Here is a 16,464-nt window from a genome sequence, read left to right as displayed (position 1 = left end):
ACGAATAGTATGCCCTCAAAAACATATAAAGTGTCAGGAATGACATGTGGTCATTGTGTCGAAAAAGTCGAAAAATTTGTTGGTAAACTTTCAGGTGTCCATGAAGTAAAAGTTGAACTTGAAAACGGCAACGTTGCGGTTTCGGGTGAATTCAATGATACAGAAGTTGTAAATACAATTGAACGGTTAGGTTACTCCGTACATCAATAAGAATAAGCGTTTTTTTCAGTCTTTCGGAGACCACAGATGGTAAAAAGAAAACTGTCTTGAGTTGGTATGTGTGCCATCAAAAAGATGGGGGTAGTACTTTTTCATTTCCTCATTCATCAGTTCTACGGGAACATCAGGGAAAGTACCATAATCATAGTGATACTCCATAAACTTGCCTTTCCCGCTGTATTCCTGAAACAAAGAATCCTCATCAGCATCCCATTCCAACGGTTGTACTTCACAAAGGGAACAGGTTCTGTGATCAAAAGCCGGAGTCGCTTTTGTCCAATTGTCGTTTAACAATACATCCACATATCCATGAAATACTATTTTCTCTGAGCGTAGAATCGTCGTCAGTCGCTCAACACCAATATGATTTTGTACGATTGCATACCCTAAACGACAAGGAATAGATAAAGCTCTCAAACCCGCCGCAAATACGATTGCCTTTTCCACACACCATGCTCTGCTTTTTTTCAGAATTACAGATGCCTTCAAAGCCTCAGGTCGTAAATCAAGACGGTATGGATCGTACAGAAATCCGTCACGCACTTTCAGGTATAATGCCTTGGCTTGTTCTTCCAGTGAGTTTAACTCTCTGAATTCACTAACATACTCCTGAACTTCCGGTGAAGTAAAGTCGAGGATAAAGGTTGGTCTGAGATATTCTTCCATTTACTTGACAAAAACTTTAATCCTGAGTTTTTCAGTTCCTTTTTTTGAGTTGGAAAAAATCTCTATTATTCTATCCTGATAGTACGATTTCCCCTTGGTATCGAAGGTAACTTCAAGCGTGCCCTTTTCTCCCGGTAGTACGGGTTTCGAAGGGAATTTAACTTTTGTACAGGGACAGGTTACCTTATAGTCTTTAAATACCAGAGGAGCGTCCCCGTTATTCTGAAAAGAAAATTCATGTATCAACGTGATTCCCTCTTCTGTATCCGGAAACTTATGTACCTTCTTATCAAAACGAAGTTCCGCCTCCTGGCCAAAGCCAAGGGCGGAACTCGTTGCTATTAGTATGATCGCAAAAAATAGCTTCATTCGTATTATTTAGTTTGCACTCGGAGCACCTGCTTTGTTTACAGGAGCACCTCCTTGTGGTGCAGCATTTACAGTACCTTTGATTCGAATTACTTTCGTAGGCTCATTCGTAGCATTCGAAGTAATTGTTACACTTTTATTGATTGGTCCTACACGATTGGTATCATATTTAACTTTAATTGTAGCTGTTGCTCCCGGAGCGATAGGCTCTTTTGGATAACTAGGAACCGTACAACCACAAGATCCTTTCGCCGTTTGGATAATCAATGGTGCATTTCCAGTGTTTTTGAACTCAAACTCACACGTACCGTCACCACCCTGAGTGATTGTTCCGTAATCGTGAACTTCTTTCGAGAATTCAATTTTTGCACCTGCAGCTACTTCCTGAGCTGTAGCATCATTCATAAAGAAACCGATTCCGGCAATTGCTAAAGAAAATAATAACTTTTTCATGTTAATTTTTTTAAGTTTTACAAGCTTATGTATTGACGAATATACGAACTGAAAAAAGAGTGGTTTCGTTTTTAACAAAATGTTAACAGGGCTATTTACCTGATTTTCTTCGTGTCCGCTCTTTAGTTATTAATGTCAATTCACGGCTGGTCTGTCCTGCAACAGAAGTATTTTCCTCAGCTCTTCGGATCAGATACGGCATTACTTCCCTTACGGGACCGTAGGGAACATACTTTGCTACATTGAATCCGTGATGTGCCAGATTATACGAAATATGATCACTCATCCCCAAAAGCTGTGCAAAATACACCCGCTTATCTGACTTATCAATTCCTTTATCCGTAATCAATCGTGTCAATACAAGTGCACTTTCTTCGTTATGCGAACCTGCCACCAAAGCACATATATCAATTGCATCCATCAGTAATTCAAGCGCCCGGTTGTAGTCGTTATCTGATGCAGCCTTGTCTTTCTGAATCGGTGACGGGTACCCCATTTCTTTAGCTCTCTCACGCTCTTTTTCCATATAAGCCCCTCTTACAAGCTTTACCCCATAAAAGTATCCGTTCTGCCGGGCTTCGACAACTGCTTGCCTGATATGTTCAAGACGATCATGTCTGTACATCTGAACGGTATTGTAAACAATTACCTCTTCCTTGTTAAACTTGGTCATCATGGAAGTTGCAAGACGATCTATCGTATCCTGAATCCAGGTTTCCTCTGCATCAATAAAGACCGGAATCCTGGCTTCATAAGCCGCCTGACAGATGCGTTCCACACGTGTCAAAACACCATGAAACTCTTTTTTCTCTTCAAGAGTCAGCTCATTCTCCGGATTGTTACATTTTTCCAGAATGCCGAATCTGGAAATCCCGGTTACCTTAAATACGGAGAAAGGAATATGCGGGTTGTTTTTTCCTTCGTGAATAGTCGCTATGATTTCATTTGTTGTCGCCTCAAAATCCGCAAGGCTTGTTTTACCTTCTACCGAATAATCCAGTATCGTACCAATTCCAAACTCACCCAATTGCTTAATTGTTCCCCGGCACTCTTCGATCGTTTCTCCTCCGCAAAACTGACGGAAAATGGTCTTTTTAACCAAACCATTTATCGGCAGATGCAATTTCAGGGCAATATCTGTGGACCACTTACCAAACTTAACCAAAGTGGGATTTCCTACCAACTTGAATAAGTTATATGCCTGCTGTAAATCTTTGTTCGTTTTAGCAGCAAATGCGATCTTTGTATTTTCGAATGAAATCATGGGCCAAAATTAATTCGAAAAACCGATACAATTCATAAAAGATTCACGATTTTTGAACTGATTTTTATCAAATTTCACAAAGAAACAGGTATGCCAATTCACACTTTACAATCGGATAACTATACAATTGAAGCCGGAAACATTGAAGAAAGTTCTTTTAGTCAATTACTTAACCGGTTCAGCGATTCAAAAAAAGTTATTATTGTAGACGAAAACACACACGAATACTGTCTGGAGTTTCTAATCACTCAGTTTGAAGAACTAACCGATGCCGAAGTCATGCTACTCCCGGCAGGCGAAGAAAATAAAGTACTGGAAGTTTCTTTTCAGGTTTGGGAGGCTTTATCCGAATACAGAGTGGGACGATCGGATCTTATTATTAATCTGGGCGGTGGTGTTATTACGGATATGGGAGGTTTTATCGCCTCTGTGTTTAAACGAGGAGTCCACTTTATCAATATTCCGACCACTTTATTAGCGATGGTAGATGCCTCCGTTGGCGGAAAAACAGGTATTGATCTTGGTCCTTATAAAAATCAACTCGGTGTATTCAACACACCGGATGCCGTATACATCGACAAAAGATTTTTATCTTCATTGCCTGAATCAGAGTGGCTAAACGGGTATGCAGAAATGCTTAAACATGCGATTGTATTTTCCAAAACACACTGGAAGACAATACACGCAAAAACACCTTCACAAATTACAGAAGAAGATATTATTGAGAGTATTGCCATAAAAAATCAGATCGTTCTTGCTGACCCTAAAGAAAACGGAATTCGAAAACTACTCAACTTTGGGCATACTGCCGGTCATGCAATTGAAGGATATCTGCTCGGTACAGAATCTCCTGTTCCGCATGGTATTGCCGTTGCCTGGGGAATGTCTATGGAGGCTGAACTGGCATTTAAAACGGGCGTATTAAATGAAGTTGACAGGGCATGGATACAATCGGTGTTAGCCAGTCACTTCCCTCCTCTTCCGGATTTCACTCCCGTAAAGCAGGAACTTCTTTCTCTTATGACCAATGATAAAAAGAATAAATCCGGTAAAGTAAGTTTTGTTTTTCCTTCTGAAATTGGACAAGCGGATGTTAACTACTCTTTTGATGTTGACGCCCCCGTTTTGGAGAGTCTCTTTTTCAAAAGTTCAGACTTGTACTAATTCCTTATTCTTTTGACTTACTGAAGTATTCCCGTTCCAATCTTAATTTTAAGCGGTAGTATCTTACAAAACCAATAATTGCAAATACACCGCTCAATACTAATGTGAGGTATCCAAACCAGTGAATGGTATCAAAGCTATCTAACTGCAGGAAAGTTACCGCTCCCAGCAACAAATATATGGAGGACCGTATGTATGACAATAGTGTTCTTTCATTTGCCAGGCGTGTCCGTTCCAAAGCCAGGTAATCCCGTAGAATAATTTCTTCCTTTAGTTTAAAATTGTACGTGGGATTCAGCACCTTGTTTTTGGGCTTTAGTATTTTTTTCAACCTCTCCTGCATATCAGTGAATTTGATTCTGTGCCAAAATTACAAAACCAGTATGAAAAAATACAGCTATTTCCCAAACAACTGCGTTACGTGACAATTGTCACACTATTTTGGTTTTCTTTCCACTAATTTTGCAAACGATCAGACGTGATTATCTATTTCTTATTTCATTCGAAACAAGTAGACAAACTAAAAATCAATTCGTTATGTTTAAACCATTTTTAATTTCGGGAGTTATTCTCTCCGGGCTTTTCACATCATGTAGTCTGGAACCAACTGTTTCTTTAGACAAATCCAAAGAGCAGCAAAACGATACATTAACCATCACTATTCTGCAAACTGCAGATATTCACGGACAACTTTCTCCCCACATGGAATTGTTTTGGGAGAATGATAGTATTATTTTTAGGGAACGTGGCGGTTTGGCACACATCAAAACATTATTCGATCAGGAACGCAAGAAAAATCCGGGACGTACATTTGTGGTAGACGGAGGAGATTTTATCCAGGGAAGTGGTTATGCGACCTTATCGGAAGGTTCTATTTTCCCGGATCTGGTACGTATGATGAATTTTGATCTTCTGATTCCGGGTAACTGGGAGGTCGTGTATGGAAAAGAAAAAATGCTGGACGTACTGAATGCATACAACACGCCCGTTATTGCTCAAAATATGTTCCACGAAGCGGACGGAGAGAATCTATTCCCTTCTTATTACATAAAAGAAATTGAAGGAATCCGTTTAGGATTTATAGGAATCAATGATCCGGATGTACCCGTTCGGCAAAATCCAAGTTTCAGTAAAGGGATGGAGTTTGCACCTATTGATGAAAAAACGCATGCACTGATCCAAAAAGTAAAATATGAGGAAAAAGCGGATCTTGTGTTCCTTGTTACCCATCTGGGAATTTTTAAACAAGTTGAATTGGCCAATAACGAACTGGCGAAAGATGTAGATTACATTTTAGGTAATGATACACACGAACGTGTCCGGGAGTTAATAGAAGGAAAGTATGCAAAAGTAACGGAACCCGGAGCTTTTGGTTCATTTGTTGGAAAACTGGATTTACATTTTGTAAATGGAAAACTGGTTGGTGACACTTACGAACTAATGGATGTCGATCCGGAAATTTATCCTGCGGATACTGAGCTGGCCGCATTAATTGAAAAAGCAAAAGCTCCGTATAAAGAAAACCTTGAAACAGTCATTGGTTATACAAATGTCCCTCTTTACAGATACTTAACGGTAGAAAATCCTTTGGATAATTTGATTACTGATGCAGCAAGATGGAAAACAGGAGCTGACATTTCCGTTTCCAATGGTTTCCGGTTTGGTAATCCGATTGTTCCCAAAGATGGTAAACCTGCTCCCATCACACGATTAAATTTATGGAATTTACTCCCGGTTAATGAACGGGTAAAGACTGGTAAAGCAACCGGTAAACAAATACGGGAATGGCTGGAAAAAGAAATGCATAATGCATTCGCTCAAAACCCTACAGAGCGTTTTGGCGGATGGCTGGTTCGCTTCTCCGGGATGGAAGTAAACTTTATCAGTACGAATCCGAAAGGAGAGCGCATCCAACGTATTACTGTTAACGGAAAACCACTCGAAGATGACAACTATTATACGGTATCTGCCTGCGAACGTCCGGGTGATGCAGAAGACAATTTATGTCGTATGCCGAATCTAAAAGACATCGAATACAAAGAATATACAATTCATGAGGTAATCGAAGAATACCTTCAAAAACATTCTCCCGTTTCCCCAAAACTGGACAAGCGGGCTTATGCCGAAGATTTAGGTCCGAACTCTTTCTCTACGGTTCCCGGAACAGATTATGAATTCCACTAAGACAGAATAGTAAACAACTAAGCACCTGAATTTTATGACCACTAAAAAAAAACCGATTTTTTTTTGTGATTTTAATTTTTATTGTAAATTTGAGACAGGTTTAGTTGTAAAATATAAGTTTTCATTGGAGAGTTGACGCCCGTTGACTCTCCTTTGTTTTTTTAGTCACTTTTCATTTACGCTATTTTTCCTTTCGTCTTTTTCACTTTTCCGGAGCGGTCCCAGGTAACATGTAAATCAGGATCATTTCCTTTGTGAAATACAAACAAATTTTCCGATGGAACGCGCGCCAATATCACATCTATTTGTGTTGTATGATCTTCAGCAATCAATTCTGTAATGGTATTGGAAACCATCTCAATTGTCAACGGATTGGGTTGATAAGCATATAGGTCTGACTCAGAAACTGCTTTTATATTGATGAAATACTTCAATTCGGGCTCAAGTTCTTTCAGGTTTATAAATATTGTCAGATGGTTTGGATTCAACTTGTTTTTGTGTAATTGTGCGACTGTTTTTGAAGGTTTTTCTACTCCGTTAACTATAGCTCCTATTTCAACCAGATAATCCGTAACCGGTTTTCCATCATCATCTCTGAAACGGAAATCAAGTTGAGCAAATCCCTGTCGTTTGGTTCTTGTTTCCCGGGTTGCCTCAATCAGTTCATTGTAGACCGCTGTATATGCCGCATCATTATCAACTTTCAGACATTTCACAATATACTGTAAAGCCTGATGGTCATTCAGTGTTGTTCTCCTTTTGATACTATTCATGATACCAAAATCTTCATTGGAGTGTGTATAACGATACAGAGCACCAAACGGAATTCCCTTTATTTCGTTCAGTTTGGCAAAACTCAAATCTCTACTATCGAACACATACCTCCTGAAGTTCAGATTTCCTGAAGCAACACGAACCACCATATCCGAACCCGGTTCATATGCGGCCGGAAATATTTTTGATTTAAACCGATCCTGTTTTACCCGGTCTCCGATCAGGTTATACAAACGGATTCCTTTATCTTCCCAATTCTCCGGATCGAAAAAGCCTTCGTTTACTTCCCATGAAAAAGTACTACCCAACTCCAATGCTCCCAGAATCTTCTTACCCGTCTCCCCTAACTCCATAATTTCTGCCAACATGGTTCTCCCGTGATGCGCTAACCGCGAGCCAAAATGAGGTGCTGCCAGAAATACTACATTTTTTAATGGTTGATGTTGGGCTAAAGTTCCTCTGTAATAATTCAAGATCCAGTGTTTCACCACCAACGCTCCTGTACTATGCGTTATCATGTGGAACGGCTGAGACCAGTCCCCTCCTAACTCCTCAGATAGCGCTCTGTGCATCGCCTTTGAAATATCACGGATTTCCACTTCATTCTCAAGAGAAACGTATCGCCCCAGATAAATATTTTTCAGTTCAAATCCCTGTTCAGCTAATTTCAAATGTAGCGCCTGATAGGTTTGAGTAGTTCTGACAGACCACCCATGGATAAAAAATACTTTTGCAGACATAGTAATCAGATTTTATTGGTTTTCAGTTATTAAAAGTAAGCTGAGTAAATATAAACAATTATCTTTTATATCACATTTTCACGTTAGTGTGTTATAGATATATTCATATTTTAGAAACTTCAACGAAAGTTTTTACATGTCTGTATATTCGAGAATACTGTTTTTTTTCATTGAAAAATCATATTCACAGAAACTTTACGTTAGTAATGTATTCGACAAAAATTACATAGCTTTGGAATATGAATAGATTTTTCGGATTTCTGGTTTTCTTTATGGTCTTATCCGGAGTATTGGTTACCTCCTGTAAAAAGGACTCTATTTTTGTAAATGGTGACTTTTCCTTTTCAACAGATACCCTACTTTTTGACACGGTTTTCACTACTATCGGATCTGCAACAAAGCATTTTAAGGTGTATAATGGGAATAACGGATCAATAAAGTTTGATGAAATCCGGCTGATGGGAGGAGATAATTCTGCTTTTCGCCTGAATTTTGACGGAGCTCCCGGTGTAGTGCATGAGGATATTGAAATGTACGGGAAAGACAGTCTTTTCGGATTTGTTGATGTAACGTTGGATGTAAACGGAGGAAATTATCCGATGGTGTATCTGGATTCGATTCGATTTACCCGCGGAAATAAAATCAAGTACTTATACCTCGCTGTTTGGGGACAGGACGTATATATCCATAACCGGGATATAACCGAAGGTGTATGGCCCACTGACAAACCCCACCTTGTATACGGATATACCGCTGTGGACTCGGCAAAATCCCTTACATTACTTCCCGGAACAAAAATACATTTCCATAAAAATGCCACTTTTCTTGTCTATAAAGGAAGTTTATCTGTTCAGGGAGCCCCCGGAAACGAAGTCGTATTTCAGGGAGACCGTCTTGAAAGTTTTTATGATGAAGTACCCGGACAATGGTACGGACTTCGTTTTGTAGAGGCAAGACCTTCGGATATCGACTATGCTATTATTAAAAACGGACAAGTGGGTGTACAGATTGACTCTACTGCCACCTCTGCCCCTAACTATACAGTTGAAGTCAAAAACACAAAGATCTTCAATAAGAGTTATTTTGGTGTTTATCCGGTAGCCGGAGCACGGTTAAAGATGGAAAATTGTGTAATCAATAATGCAGGAATAGCTTCGGCCTATCTCTTTGCAGGAGGAGGATACAACTTTGTCAATTGTACATTTGCTAATTATAATGCTCCCGGAAGAACCACTCCTTTATTTGTTCTTCAGAATTATTTTAAAAACGGAAATACGATTTACGTAAGAGCCATTGAAGAAGCTCTCTTTGCCAACTGTGTAATCTATGGAGGTCAAACCAATGAGCTAAGTATTGATCTGGAAGATCATCCTCAAATGAGTTATACCTTTGACCATTGCCTGATAAAGAATAGTGATGTTTATACCGATCCACAGTTCCTGAACTGTTTGTGGAATCAGAATCCGAATTTTGTCTCCATTGAAGAAAACGATTTCAAATTCAATCTTCCCTCACCGTTAAATAATAATGGTTCTTCTACATACGCGACAGGAAGTGATATAGAAGGTACTCCACGAACAGGACCGGATATAGGAGCGTATGAAGTGAATTAACTTCGGAATATTTTTTGTTTGGAATACAATATGACCAAACGTTTACGTATACTATTTTTCCTATGCCTGCTATCGTCGGTAACTATTGCTCAGCGCCATGTATTCGGGATACAGGCTCAACTGGTACTTAGTGTAGGTACTCCGATTAATCGCATAGGGATCAATTTAAACGGATTCTGGTTAACGTCCTTTTCTCAGGTTAACATTGGGACACAAAGTTCATTTTATCTGACCGGAATCGGTCCCAAAGGAAATTTCATAGAGAACAGAACTCATATTAGTCTTATTGGTCTTGCCGGGAAAAGAAACGGTGAAATCAGAACGTTTGTAAATCCTCTGTTTCACCAATCACAACGCTCTGTAGCTTTTGGCTATAGTTTCCTCTGGTATTGGGATAATCGAAAAACAGCGCAACTTTCGGGTAGATTCGGTTTACAGTTTCAACGTGTTGCGCTTCAATTTGAAAATGACCTGTTCGGAGGTCAGGGAAGAGATCGTTTCCGGAGTGCGGGGCTTCATGCTTTTTATATGGATTCGTTAAATAGTATTGGTGCTCATATTCGTCTATGGACAGGAGAAACAAGAGGAGGAATACGTCATACTGACGCTAACTATCCTTCGAAATACGGCTATAAGGATCTCAGTCAAACGCTATATGGAAAGTACAGTAGCGGTATTACAAGTATCAGTTACTCCAGACTACTCCCCTTTTCGCAGCAATTAGGAGCAGAAATCGGGATTGATACCGAACAAATACGTCATTTCTTCCAGAACAAACTCGTACATGATTTTACCTTCTCGAAAAAGAATACCCGCAAACACAACCCGCATTATCCAATGCTTCAGGAAGATGGCAGTCCTTATTTATTTGTCGAGGGAACAAAACCAAGAAAAGCCCGATTTGTAGGCCTATTTACTCTCGGAGGAAACTAAAAAGAGCTTCTCAAAGGAAGCTCTTTCGGATGATTAATCTATAAGACTATTACTTTTTGGATTTTTTATTTGCTTCTGTTACGTACCAACGAATCATCGTAGACTTCATTTTATCGCTATTGAATTTCTCCAATAAATCAGGATAATTACTCAAAATCAACTTTTTCATAATTCCGTTATTCAAACGGTAAATTTTTCCTGAATTCATATCAAGAATATAGTCTTGCGAACTCGTTGATGCTGATCCGTAGCTTCCGTTAGATGCACCGGAAACATACGTAAAAACTGAATAAACCCCGGGGTCTTCAATTTTATAGAATGCAGTTCCGTATGCGATATATACATCCTCTCCATCACAATATGCGAACATTTTTGTCGGACGAATTCCTGTTTCTTCTCCGGATGAAGTGATTACAGGCACTCCTTTTGCCCTCTCCATTAAGTTAGCTCTTTCCATGTTAAAAGCCGGATCAATATTCAGCTTATACTCCGAGTCCGGACTATTGGTCTTCAACTGTTCAAACGTGGTAAAAATACCAACCGCGGCAGGTTGATCGAGAACCGGATGCATTGCCTGTTCTTCTTGTGCCCGGGTCACCAGAGAAATCATACATCCCAATAGTAAAGTGGTTAAAATATTCTTTTTCATTATAAATACAACTTGTTTATAGTCAGTGAATTTAGCACTTTATTTGAATTCTTCTCCGTTTTTCACAGATAAAAAACAGGTATTTCACTTGCTACTAACAAGAAATACTCCCTCGTAGCATCAAAAAAATTGGATTGTAAAAATCTTAGAAAAGTGTTTTCAGTCCGGAATGCTGAGGCTCTGTCAGCCCGCTCTTAACCAGTTGATTCAATCGATCAATTGTCGGGTCTATAATACGTATATTTGCTGCCTTTTCAGAGACATCTTCAAAGCTTAATTGACTCCAGTCATTACCATCAAAAGCCACAACTTTCATTCTCACAAAGAAATCAATGGAATGTTTTGCGCCTAAACCCGTTAAAAATCGAACAAAGGCATCAATGGAACAACCACTTGGCGGAACTTTGGAGTCATCAACCGCAACAATTAAATTATAGGGGGAAACAAACGTAAAATCAGCAAATAAACCATTACCGTGCGCTGCCCAATTTTGGACAAACGCATCTATTTCCTGAGACAATTGTTCCTGCTCGTTTTCTTCTAATCGTCTGTCGGACTGGTACACCCAGACTCTACTCTCAGGTGACAAATCTCTGGTAAAATGAACTTCTAATTGCTGCATACTTATAATTCTCCGGCCTGAGCAATCAACTCAGCAACATCCAGAACCTGAATTTCCTGCTCTTTGTTAAAATTCTTCACACCGTCTGTCATCATTGTATTACAGAAAGGACATCCGGTTGCAATGACATTAGGTTGCACTTCCAATGCATCTTCTGTACGTTCAATATTCACTTCCTTATTCCCCTTTTCAGCCTCTTTGAACATTTGTGCACCACCTGCTCCACAGCATAATCCTTTCGTACGACAACGTTTCATTTCGACCAACTCAGCATCCAATTTTTCGATCAGTTCGCGAGGTGCCTCATAAACGTCATTTGCACGTCCAAGGTAACATGGGTCATGAAACGTAATTCGTTTTCCGCGGAAGGTTCCTCCGTCTTTCAAGGTTAGTTTTCCTTCGTTAATCAATTGTTGAATCAATTGTGTATGGTGCACTACTTCGTAGTTTCCACCTAACTCAGGATATTCATTTTTTAATGTGTTAAAACAGTGAGGACATGCCGTTACAATGCGTTTAACTTCGTACGCATTGAGTACTTCAATATTCATGAAGGCCTGCATCTGGAATAAAAACTCATTCCCTGCTCTTTTCGCCGGATCTCCGGTACAATTTTCCTCCGTACCTAGAACAGCAAAATTCACTTTACAGTGATTAAGTATCTTCACAACTGCCCGAGTGATTTTTTTCGCACGGTCATCGAAACTTCCTGAACACCCTACCCAAAAAAGGATTTCAGGAGCTTCTCCCTTTGCCATCATTTCTGCCATAGTAGGCACTACTAAACTTTCACTCATATCATTCGTTTTCAAAAACCTGTATCGTAACTTTCTTTTCCACCAGATCCGTAAACTTACCTTCGAATCGGGTTGCACGGACAATGTGATTATCTACCCAGTGGTAATTTCCACCGCGAGGTTTCCCCATCAAAAGTCCGTGGTATTTAAATCCATGACGTTTCAGCCATTCTTCTGTAACTTCTCTGTGTTCTTCCGTCCGGGATGTAAAAAAGGTAATGTAATGACCTTCCGCAAACCATTTATTTAACGTTTGAAGTGCATCAGGATATACATTTGCTGTAGCCATTCTTTCCGGCTCTTCATTCGGTATGTCATCGCAAATGGTACCGTCAATATCTATCAGGTAATTCTTTACGCTTTCCGGTAATACCGGACTGACATGTACTCCGTTTTCGACTTTTTCCTCCAGCTTCATACACGATCCTTTTTATGCTTCGTCCTTCCAGTTCAGACGATCAGACGGACTAAACTGCCAGGGAGCTCCGTTATTTTCAATATTAGTCAACATTCCCGTTAATTCAGCAGGCATTTTTGACTCTTCCATCACCGAATAACGACGTAATTCCATAATTATATTCAACGGATCAATGTTTACCGGACATTCCTGAACACACGCATTACAGGATGTACATGCCCAAATCTCTTCTTCGGTAATATAATCGTGAATAAGGCTTTTTCCGTCGTCGTACTCTTTTCCGTGTTTCCTGATGTTATTTCCTACTTCCTCCAAACGGTCTCGGGTATCCATGACAATTTTACGGGGAGAAAGTTTTTTGCCTGTCTGATTAGCCGGACACGCAGCTGTACACCTTCCACATTCAGTACAGGTATAGGCATCCAACAAGTTTTTCCAGGTCAGATCAGTAACATCTCTGGCACCAAAACGTTGAGGAACTTCTCCTTCTTCAGGAGCAGGAGCAGCAAAAGGATCGGCGTTCGGATCCAACATTAGCTTTACTTCCTTTGTAACTGCTTCCATATTGGTAAACTTTCCTTTTTTCTCCAGATTGGAAAAATATGTATTCGGAAATGCCAACAAAATATGGAAATGCTTTGAGAAAGGCAGATAGTTCAGGAAAACAAATACCATTGCAATGTGTCCCCACCATCCGATGCGTTCAATAACGTGTAAAGCTCCTTCTGACATTCCTCCGAAGAAAGCAGGACCAACAAATTGTGAAACCGCAAACCCAAAACTTCCGGAAACTCCCTCTACTCCATTTGCGTGTGTCAACCCTCTGTTGTATAGCACTTCATCCGCTCCATTCATCATAAAAATGAACGTTACCAGAATGATTTCGAAAATAAGAATCAAGTTCGCATCTAACTTTGGCCACCCGTTCATTTCACTTTTCACAAAACGCGGAACCTTCAGTAAATTTCGTCTTGCTAAAAACGCAAACGTGGCTACAAAAGCCAAAACAGACAAAATTTCAATGAATGAAATTATAAACGTATAAAACCCGCCCAAAGAGGACATGAATAGACGATGATTCCCCGTTAATCCGTCAGCTACAATTTCTATCAGTTCAATTTGTGTAATAACAAATGCCGAATACACTGCGAGGTGTAACAACGCCGGAAGAGGTCGCTGAAACATCTTTTTCTGTCCGAAAGCAACCAAAAGCATGGTTTTCCATCTTTCGGAAGACTTATCCGTACGGTCGACATCTCTACCCAACAGAATATTACTTCTGATCTTCAACACATTCACCGCAAAAAAGCCTCCTCCTACAAGAAGTAGTACTGCAAATAAAACTATCGTCATGTCTTATTTATTGTTTTGTTCTTTCAGTAATTCACGAAGTTTCTCTTCGTCAGATTTCGTTAATTTAACACCTTTTTCACTCTTACCAAATACGGAGAAGTGAATATACTTTTCAGGATGGAGCTCAATATCTTCAACCAATTCCTGAAGCGATTTATTGGTGTTAACCAACTCGTTGTAAAGCTGTTCGTCGTATAATAATTTACCTAATGTTCCGTTTCCTTCGGCCGCATTTTTCAACGCTGTATTCATGGTTTCAAGCGTTGTGGTAGCTTTTTTAATCACTCCGGCAAAATCAGCTGTAACCAGTGTATCTGTCAGGTTGGATACATTTCCTATAATATTACTGATTTTCTCATTACTCGCTTTCAGGTTCGCTGAAATACTTTCCACATTCTGAAAAATATCTGTTAGACGCGAGCTCTCACGAATCACCATTTCATCGAGGTTTTTCGCCAGATTTCCGAATCGTGCAATGGCAATTTTAACTTCCAGAAGACTACCATCCAGAGACTGAGCGGCTGTCGTATCCCAAAAGGCATTGACCGAAACAACCATATTCTCAACAGAAGACATCAGACGTTCAAGTTTTTCCTTAATGGGTAAAACTTCTGCTGTTACGGCATCCGTTAATTCAGGAGCCACACTACCAATCAAAGTATCTCCCACCGTATGAAAACCATCCTGGGCTTCATAATCCAGTTTCAGAATCAATCCTTTCGATAATAAGCTTGTAGAAGTAATCTCTGCGATTGATCCTTTGGGCAGCTCCAGTCCTTCCTTGGTAATCGAAAAGCGGATAATTACTCTCCTAAGATCTTCCGGGTCATTATAAATTGCTTTAACTGTTCCGACAGCTACTCCGTTTAGCGTTACCGCGCTGGAGGGCTCCAAATAACCGGATTCTTCAAAAACAGCATAATACTCAGGACTCCCCCCGAAAAAATTATCCCCTTTTAAAAAGTTGACTCCGGCTATCAGAATAGCGATTGCCAAAATTACAATAAGACCGGTTTTAAACTCCTTTGATATTTTCAAACCTCTACTATTTTGTTGCTAATTTAATAGCTTTTTCTAAATTAATACGCTCATTCCCCTGAAAAGCTACGACAAAAGCAAATTCGTATCCCTTCTTTCTCATTTCTTTTTTCAGATTATTCGCTGAATCAAAATCATTTGCGAAAGCACCGACTGTGTATTTATACAATCCGTCCTGAAAATATTCAAATACATGATGTCCTTTAAATCTAGGACTATCTTTTGCCAGTTTTGAACGAGATGTTTCAATCTGAACCCGAAATACCACATCGTCATTTGAATATGAATCTTCTTTAACGATTACAGGCTCTTGTTTATTCTCCTGCTTGGGAATTGTTACTGCCTCCGAATCCTCTTCATCCCCCGTATGTGAAATCATATACTCAACACCATCAATATGACTTTTGTATTTTACAAAAGCATTGAAAACAGATTTCGTCAATTTCTCCTGTCCTGCTTTCGTGTTCATGTATTTCTCTTCATTTACATTTGAGAGAAAGCCTAACTCAACCAAAACGGCCGGCATGGTCGTATTGTACAACACAAGAAGCCCCGCTTGTTTTACTCCCCTGTCATTTCGTCCCAGTGACTTAAACTCTCCCTGAATCATAGAAGCGAAATTGATACTTTGATTCAAATATACTCCAAGCATTAGCTGACGAGCTATAATGGCGTCCGGTGACATATCAAAATCTTTGTATTTATCTCCACCATCTGATTCCAGATAAATTGTCGCATTCTCCCGTTCCGCAACTTTTCTTTGTGCTTCTGTTTTATGTAAACCAAGAACAAATGTTTCCGTTCCGTAGGGCGCTGTTGATTCTACAGCATTTGCATGAATCGAGATAAAAAGATCCGCATTATTTGTATTCGCGATTTTTGCACGTTGGTACAATTCCACAAAAACGTCTTTGTCGCGCGTATAAATCACTTTTACATCGGGAAAATTCTTCTTGATCATCTCCCCTAATTTCAGGGAAACACTCAGAACGAGATCTTTTTCTTTCATGATTTTCCCAATCGCTCCAGGATCTTTTCCTCCGTGTCCTGCATCAATCACAACCGTTCGTATTCCCCGCTCAGAATCATCTCCAAAAGAAGATTGTCCCAACAGGACAGGACAAAAAAGAAGTGCCGCAAAAAATAAAATTGATATGTTAAGAACTCTTTTACTCATCAAGCAAGGTAATTTTTTAGTTTTGCAATCG

General features: G+C 39.7%; 18 protein-coding genes. 5 read left to right on the top strand and 13 right to left on the bottom strand.

Going from position 1 to position 16,464, the window contains the following annotated elements:
- The first annotated feature begins 9 nt into the window (after window positions 1-9).
- Window positions 10-210 carry a heavy-metal-associated domain-containing protein gene (locus ABDZ97_RS08505; RefSeq protein ID WP_343786536.1) on the top strand — a complete coding sequence of 67 codons (201 nt, stop codon included), beginning with the start codon at window positions 10-12 and terminating at the stop codon, window positions 208-210.
- A 15-nt stretch (window positions 211-225) separates the two neighbouring features.
- On the opposite strand, the gene ABDZ97_RS08500 is transcribed toward ABDZ97_RS08505, so the two are convergent.
- The 4 genes from ABDZ97_RS08500 to ABDZ97_RS08485 all read right to left on the bottom strand — a co-directional run bounded on the left by ABDZ97_RS08500 (window position 226) and on the right by ABDZ97_RS08485 (window position 2,971).
- The gene (locus ABDZ97_RS08500; RefSeq protein ID WP_343786534.1) at window positions 226-885 is read right to left on the bottom strand and encodes a transglutaminase-like domain-containing protein; all 660 of its coding nucleotides are present in this window, start codon (window positions 883-885) and stop codon (window positions 226-228) included.
- Complete coding sequence (locus ABDZ97_RS08495) at window positions 886-1,254, bottom strand: DUF1573 domain-containing protein (protein WP_343786532.1); 369 nt, start codon at window positions 1,252-1,254, stop codon at window positions 886-888. It lies immediately after the preceding gene.
- A gap of 9 nt (window positions 1,255-1,263) precedes the next feature.
- Window positions 1,264-1,707: a DUF1573 domain-containing protein gene (locus ABDZ97_RS08490; protein ID WP_343786529.1), complete on the bottom strand. Its 444-nt coding sequence runs from the start codon at window positions 1,705-1,707 to the stop codon at window positions 1,264-1,266.
- Between the two features lie 91 nt (window positions 1,708-1,798).
- Window positions 1,799-2,971: a proline dehydrogenase family protein gene (locus tag ABDZ97_RS08485; protein ID WP_343786527.1), complete on the bottom strand. Its 1,173-nt coding sequence runs from the start codon at window positions 2,969-2,971 to the stop codon at window positions 1,799-1,801.
- Window positions 2,972-3,061: 90 nt separating this feature from the next.
- Here ABDZ97_RS08485 and aroB point away from each other — a divergent pair, with 90 nt between their 5' ends.
- Window positions 3,062-4,135 (top strand): 3-dehydroquinate synthase, encoded by a 1,074-nt coding sequence (gene aroB, locus ABDZ97_RS08480; protein WP_343786525.1) that lies wholly within the window; start codon window positions 3,062-3,064, stop codon window positions 4,133-4,135.
- A gap of 4 nt (window positions 4,136-4,139) precedes the next feature.
- Here the strand turns inward: aroB and ABDZ97_RS08475 are convergent, their stop codons facing one another.
- Window positions 4,140-4,478, bottom strand: a complete 339-nt coding sequence (locus ABDZ97_RS08475; protein ID WP_343786523.1) for a DUF202 domain-containing protein — start codon at window positions 4,476-4,478, stop codon at window positions 4,140-4,142.
- A gap of 194 nt (window positions 4,479-4,672) precedes the next feature.
- On the opposite strand from ABDZ97_RS08475, the gene ABDZ97_RS08470 reads away from it, so the two are divergent.
- Entirely contained in the window at window positions 4,673-6,319 is a 1,647-nt protein-coding gene (locus ABDZ97_RS08470; RefSeq protein ID WP_343786521.1) for a bifunctional metallophosphatase/5'-nucleotidase, read from the top strand.
- Window positions 6,320-6,495: 176 nt separating this feature from the next.
- On the opposite strand, the gene ABDZ97_RS08465 is transcribed toward ABDZ97_RS08470, so the two are convergent.
- Complete coding sequence (locus tag ABDZ97_RS08465; protein ID WP_343786519.1) at window positions 6,496-7,833, bottom strand: esterase/lipase family protein; 1,338 nt, start codon at window positions 7,831-7,833, stop codon at window positions 6,496-6,498.
- A gap of 239 nt (window positions 7,834-8,072) precedes the next feature.
- On the opposite strand from ABDZ97_RS08465, the gene ABDZ97_RS08460 reads away from it, so the two are divergent.
- Both ABDZ97_RS08460 and ABDZ97_RS08455 read left to right on the top strand, forming a co-directional pair.
- On the top strand, window positions 8,073-9,446 hold the full coding sequence (locus ABDZ97_RS08460) for a right-handed parallel beta-helix repeat-containing protein (protein WP_343786517.1): 1,374 nt from the start codon (window positions 8,073-8,075) through the stop codon (window positions 9,444-9,446).
- A gap of 30 nt (window positions 9,447-9,476) precedes the next feature.
- Window positions 9,477-10,379: a polymorphic toxin type 23 domain-containing protein gene (locus ABDZ97_RS08455; RefSeq protein WP_343786515.1), complete on the top strand. Its 903-nt coding sequence runs from the start codon at window positions 9,477-9,479 to the stop codon at window positions 10,377-10,379.
- A gap of 49 nt (window positions 10,380-10,428) precedes the next feature.
- Here ABDZ97_RS08455 and ABDZ97_RS08450 read toward each other — a convergent pair whose 3' ends face one another.
- From ABDZ97_RS08450 to ABDZ97_RS08420, 7 genes are all read right to left on the bottom strand, one after another.
- The gene (locus ABDZ97_RS08450; RefSeq protein WP_343786513.1) at window positions 10,429-11,028 is read right to left on the bottom strand and encodes a hypothetical protein; all 600 of its coding nucleotides are present in this window, start codon (window positions 11,026-11,028) and stop codon (window positions 10,429-10,431) included.
- 145 nt (window positions 11,029-11,173) lie between these two features.
- Window positions 11,174-11,650, bottom strand: coding sequence for a hypothetical protein (locus ABDZ97_RS08445; protein ID WP_343786511.1), 477 nt, complete (start codon window positions 11,648-11,650; stop codon window positions 11,174-11,176).
- 2 nt (window positions 11,651-11,652) lie between these two features.
- Window positions 11,653-12,447, bottom strand: a complete 795-nt coding sequence (locus ABDZ97_RS08440) for a (Fe-S)-binding protein (RefSeq protein ID WP_343786509.1) — start codon at window positions 12,445-12,447, stop codon at window positions 11,653-11,655.
- A 1-nt stretch (window position 12,448) separates the two neighbouring features.
- On the bottom strand, window positions 12,449-12,865 hold the full coding sequence (locus ABDZ97_RS08435; protein ID WP_343786507.1) for an LNS2 domain-containing protein: 417 nt from the start codon (window positions 12,863-12,865) through the stop codon (window positions 12,449-12,451).
- Between the two features lie 12 nt (window positions 12,866-12,877).
- Window positions 12,878-14,218: a 4Fe-4S dicluster domain-containing protein gene (locus ABDZ97_RS08430; protein WP_343786505.1), complete on the bottom strand. Its 1,341-nt coding sequence runs from the start codon at window positions 14,216-14,218 to the stop codon at window positions 12,878-12,880.
- Window positions 14,219-14,221: 3 nt separating this feature from the next.
- Window positions 14,222-15,256: an MlaD family protein gene (locus ABDZ97_RS08425; protein ID WP_343786503.1), complete on the bottom strand. Its 1,035-nt coding sequence runs from the start codon at window positions 15,254-15,256 to the stop codon at window positions 14,222-14,224.
- A 7-nt stretch (window positions 15,257-15,263) separates the two neighbouring features.
- Window positions 15,264-16,433, bottom strand: a complete 1,170-nt coding sequence (locus tag ABDZ97_RS08420) for an N-acetylmuramoyl-L-alanine amidase family protein (protein ID WP_343786501.1) — start codon at window positions 16,431-16,433, stop codon at window positions 15,264-15,266.
- Between the last annotated feature and the right edge of the window lie 31 nt (window positions 16,434-16,464).

It is taken from the genome of Wandonia haliotis, from assembly GCF_039523435.1.
Lineage (GTDB): Bacteria > Bacteroidota > Bacteroidia > Flavobacteriales_D > Crocinitomicaceae > Wandonia > Wandonia haliotis.
The sequence above is the reverse complement of the archived record's forward strand: the minus strand, read 5'-3'. Positions and strand labels throughout refer to the sequence as shown.

Coding starts and splice junctions, on each gene's coding strand:
- ABDZ97_RS08470 (WP_343786521.1), top strand. CDS start 4,673: ATGTTTAAACCATTTTTAATTTCGGGAGTTATTCTCTCCGGGCTTTTC.
- ABDZ97_RS08455 (WP_343786515.1), top strand. CDS start 9,477: ATGACCAAACGTTTACGTATACTATTTTTCCTATGCCTGCTATCGTCG.
- ABDZ97_RS08500 (WP_343786534.1), bottom strand. CDS start 885: ATGGAAGAATATCTCAGACCAACCTTTATCCTCGACTTTACTTCACCG.
- ABDZ97_RS08485 (WP_343786527.1), bottom strand. CDS start 2,971: ATGATTTCATTCGAAAATACAAAGATCGCATTTGCTGCTAAAACGAAC.
- ABDZ97_RS08450 (WP_343786513.1), bottom strand. CDS start 11,028: ATGAAAAAGAATATTTTAACCACTTTACTATTGGGATGTATGATTTCT.
- ABDZ97_RS08435 (WP_343786507.1), bottom strand. CDS start 12,865: ATGAAGCTGGAGGAAAAAGTCGAAAACGGAGTACATGTCAGTCCGGTA.
- aroB (WP_343786525.1), top strand. CDS start 3,062: ATGCCAATTCACACTTTACAATCGGATAACTATACAATTGAAGCCGGA.
- ABDZ97_RS08460 (WP_343786517.1), top strand. CDS start 8,073: ATGAATAGATTTTTCGGATTTCTGGTTTTCTTTATGGTCTTATCCGGA.
- ABDZ97_RS08445 (WP_343786511.1), bottom strand. CDS start 11,650: ATGCAGCAATTAGAAGTTCATTTTACCAGAGATTTGTCACCTGAGAGT.
- ABDZ97_RS08465 (WP_343786519.1), bottom strand. CDS start 7,833: ATGTCTGCAAAAGTATTTTTTATCCATGGGTGGTCTGTCAGAACTACT.
- ABDZ97_RS08430 (WP_343786505.1), bottom strand. CDS start 14,218: ATGACGATAGTTTTATTTGCAGTACTACTTCTTGTAGGAGGAGGCTTT.
- ABDZ97_RS08505 (WP_343786536.1), top strand. CDS start 10: ATGCCCTCAAAAACATATAAAGTGTCAGGAATGACATGTGGTCATTGT.
- ABDZ97_RS08420 (WP_343786501.1), bottom strand. CDS start 16,433: ATGAGTAAAAGAGTTCTTAACATATCAATTTTATTTTTTGCGGCACTT.
- ABDZ97_RS08495 (WP_343786532.1), bottom strand. CDS start 1,254: ATGAAGCTATTTTTTGCGATCATACTAATAGCAACGAGTTCCGCCCTT.
- ABDZ97_RS08440 (WP_343786509.1), bottom strand. CDS start 12,447: ATGAGTGAAAGTTTAGTAGTGCCTACTATGGCAGAAATGATGGCAAAG.
- ABDZ97_RS08475 (WP_343786523.1), bottom strand. CDS start 4,478: ATGCAGGAGAGGTTGAAAAAAATACTAAAGCCCAAAAACAAGGTGCTG.
- ABDZ97_RS08490 (WP_343786529.1), bottom strand. CDS start 1,707: ATGAAAAAGTTATTATTTTCTTTAGCAATTGCCGGAATCGGTTTCTTT.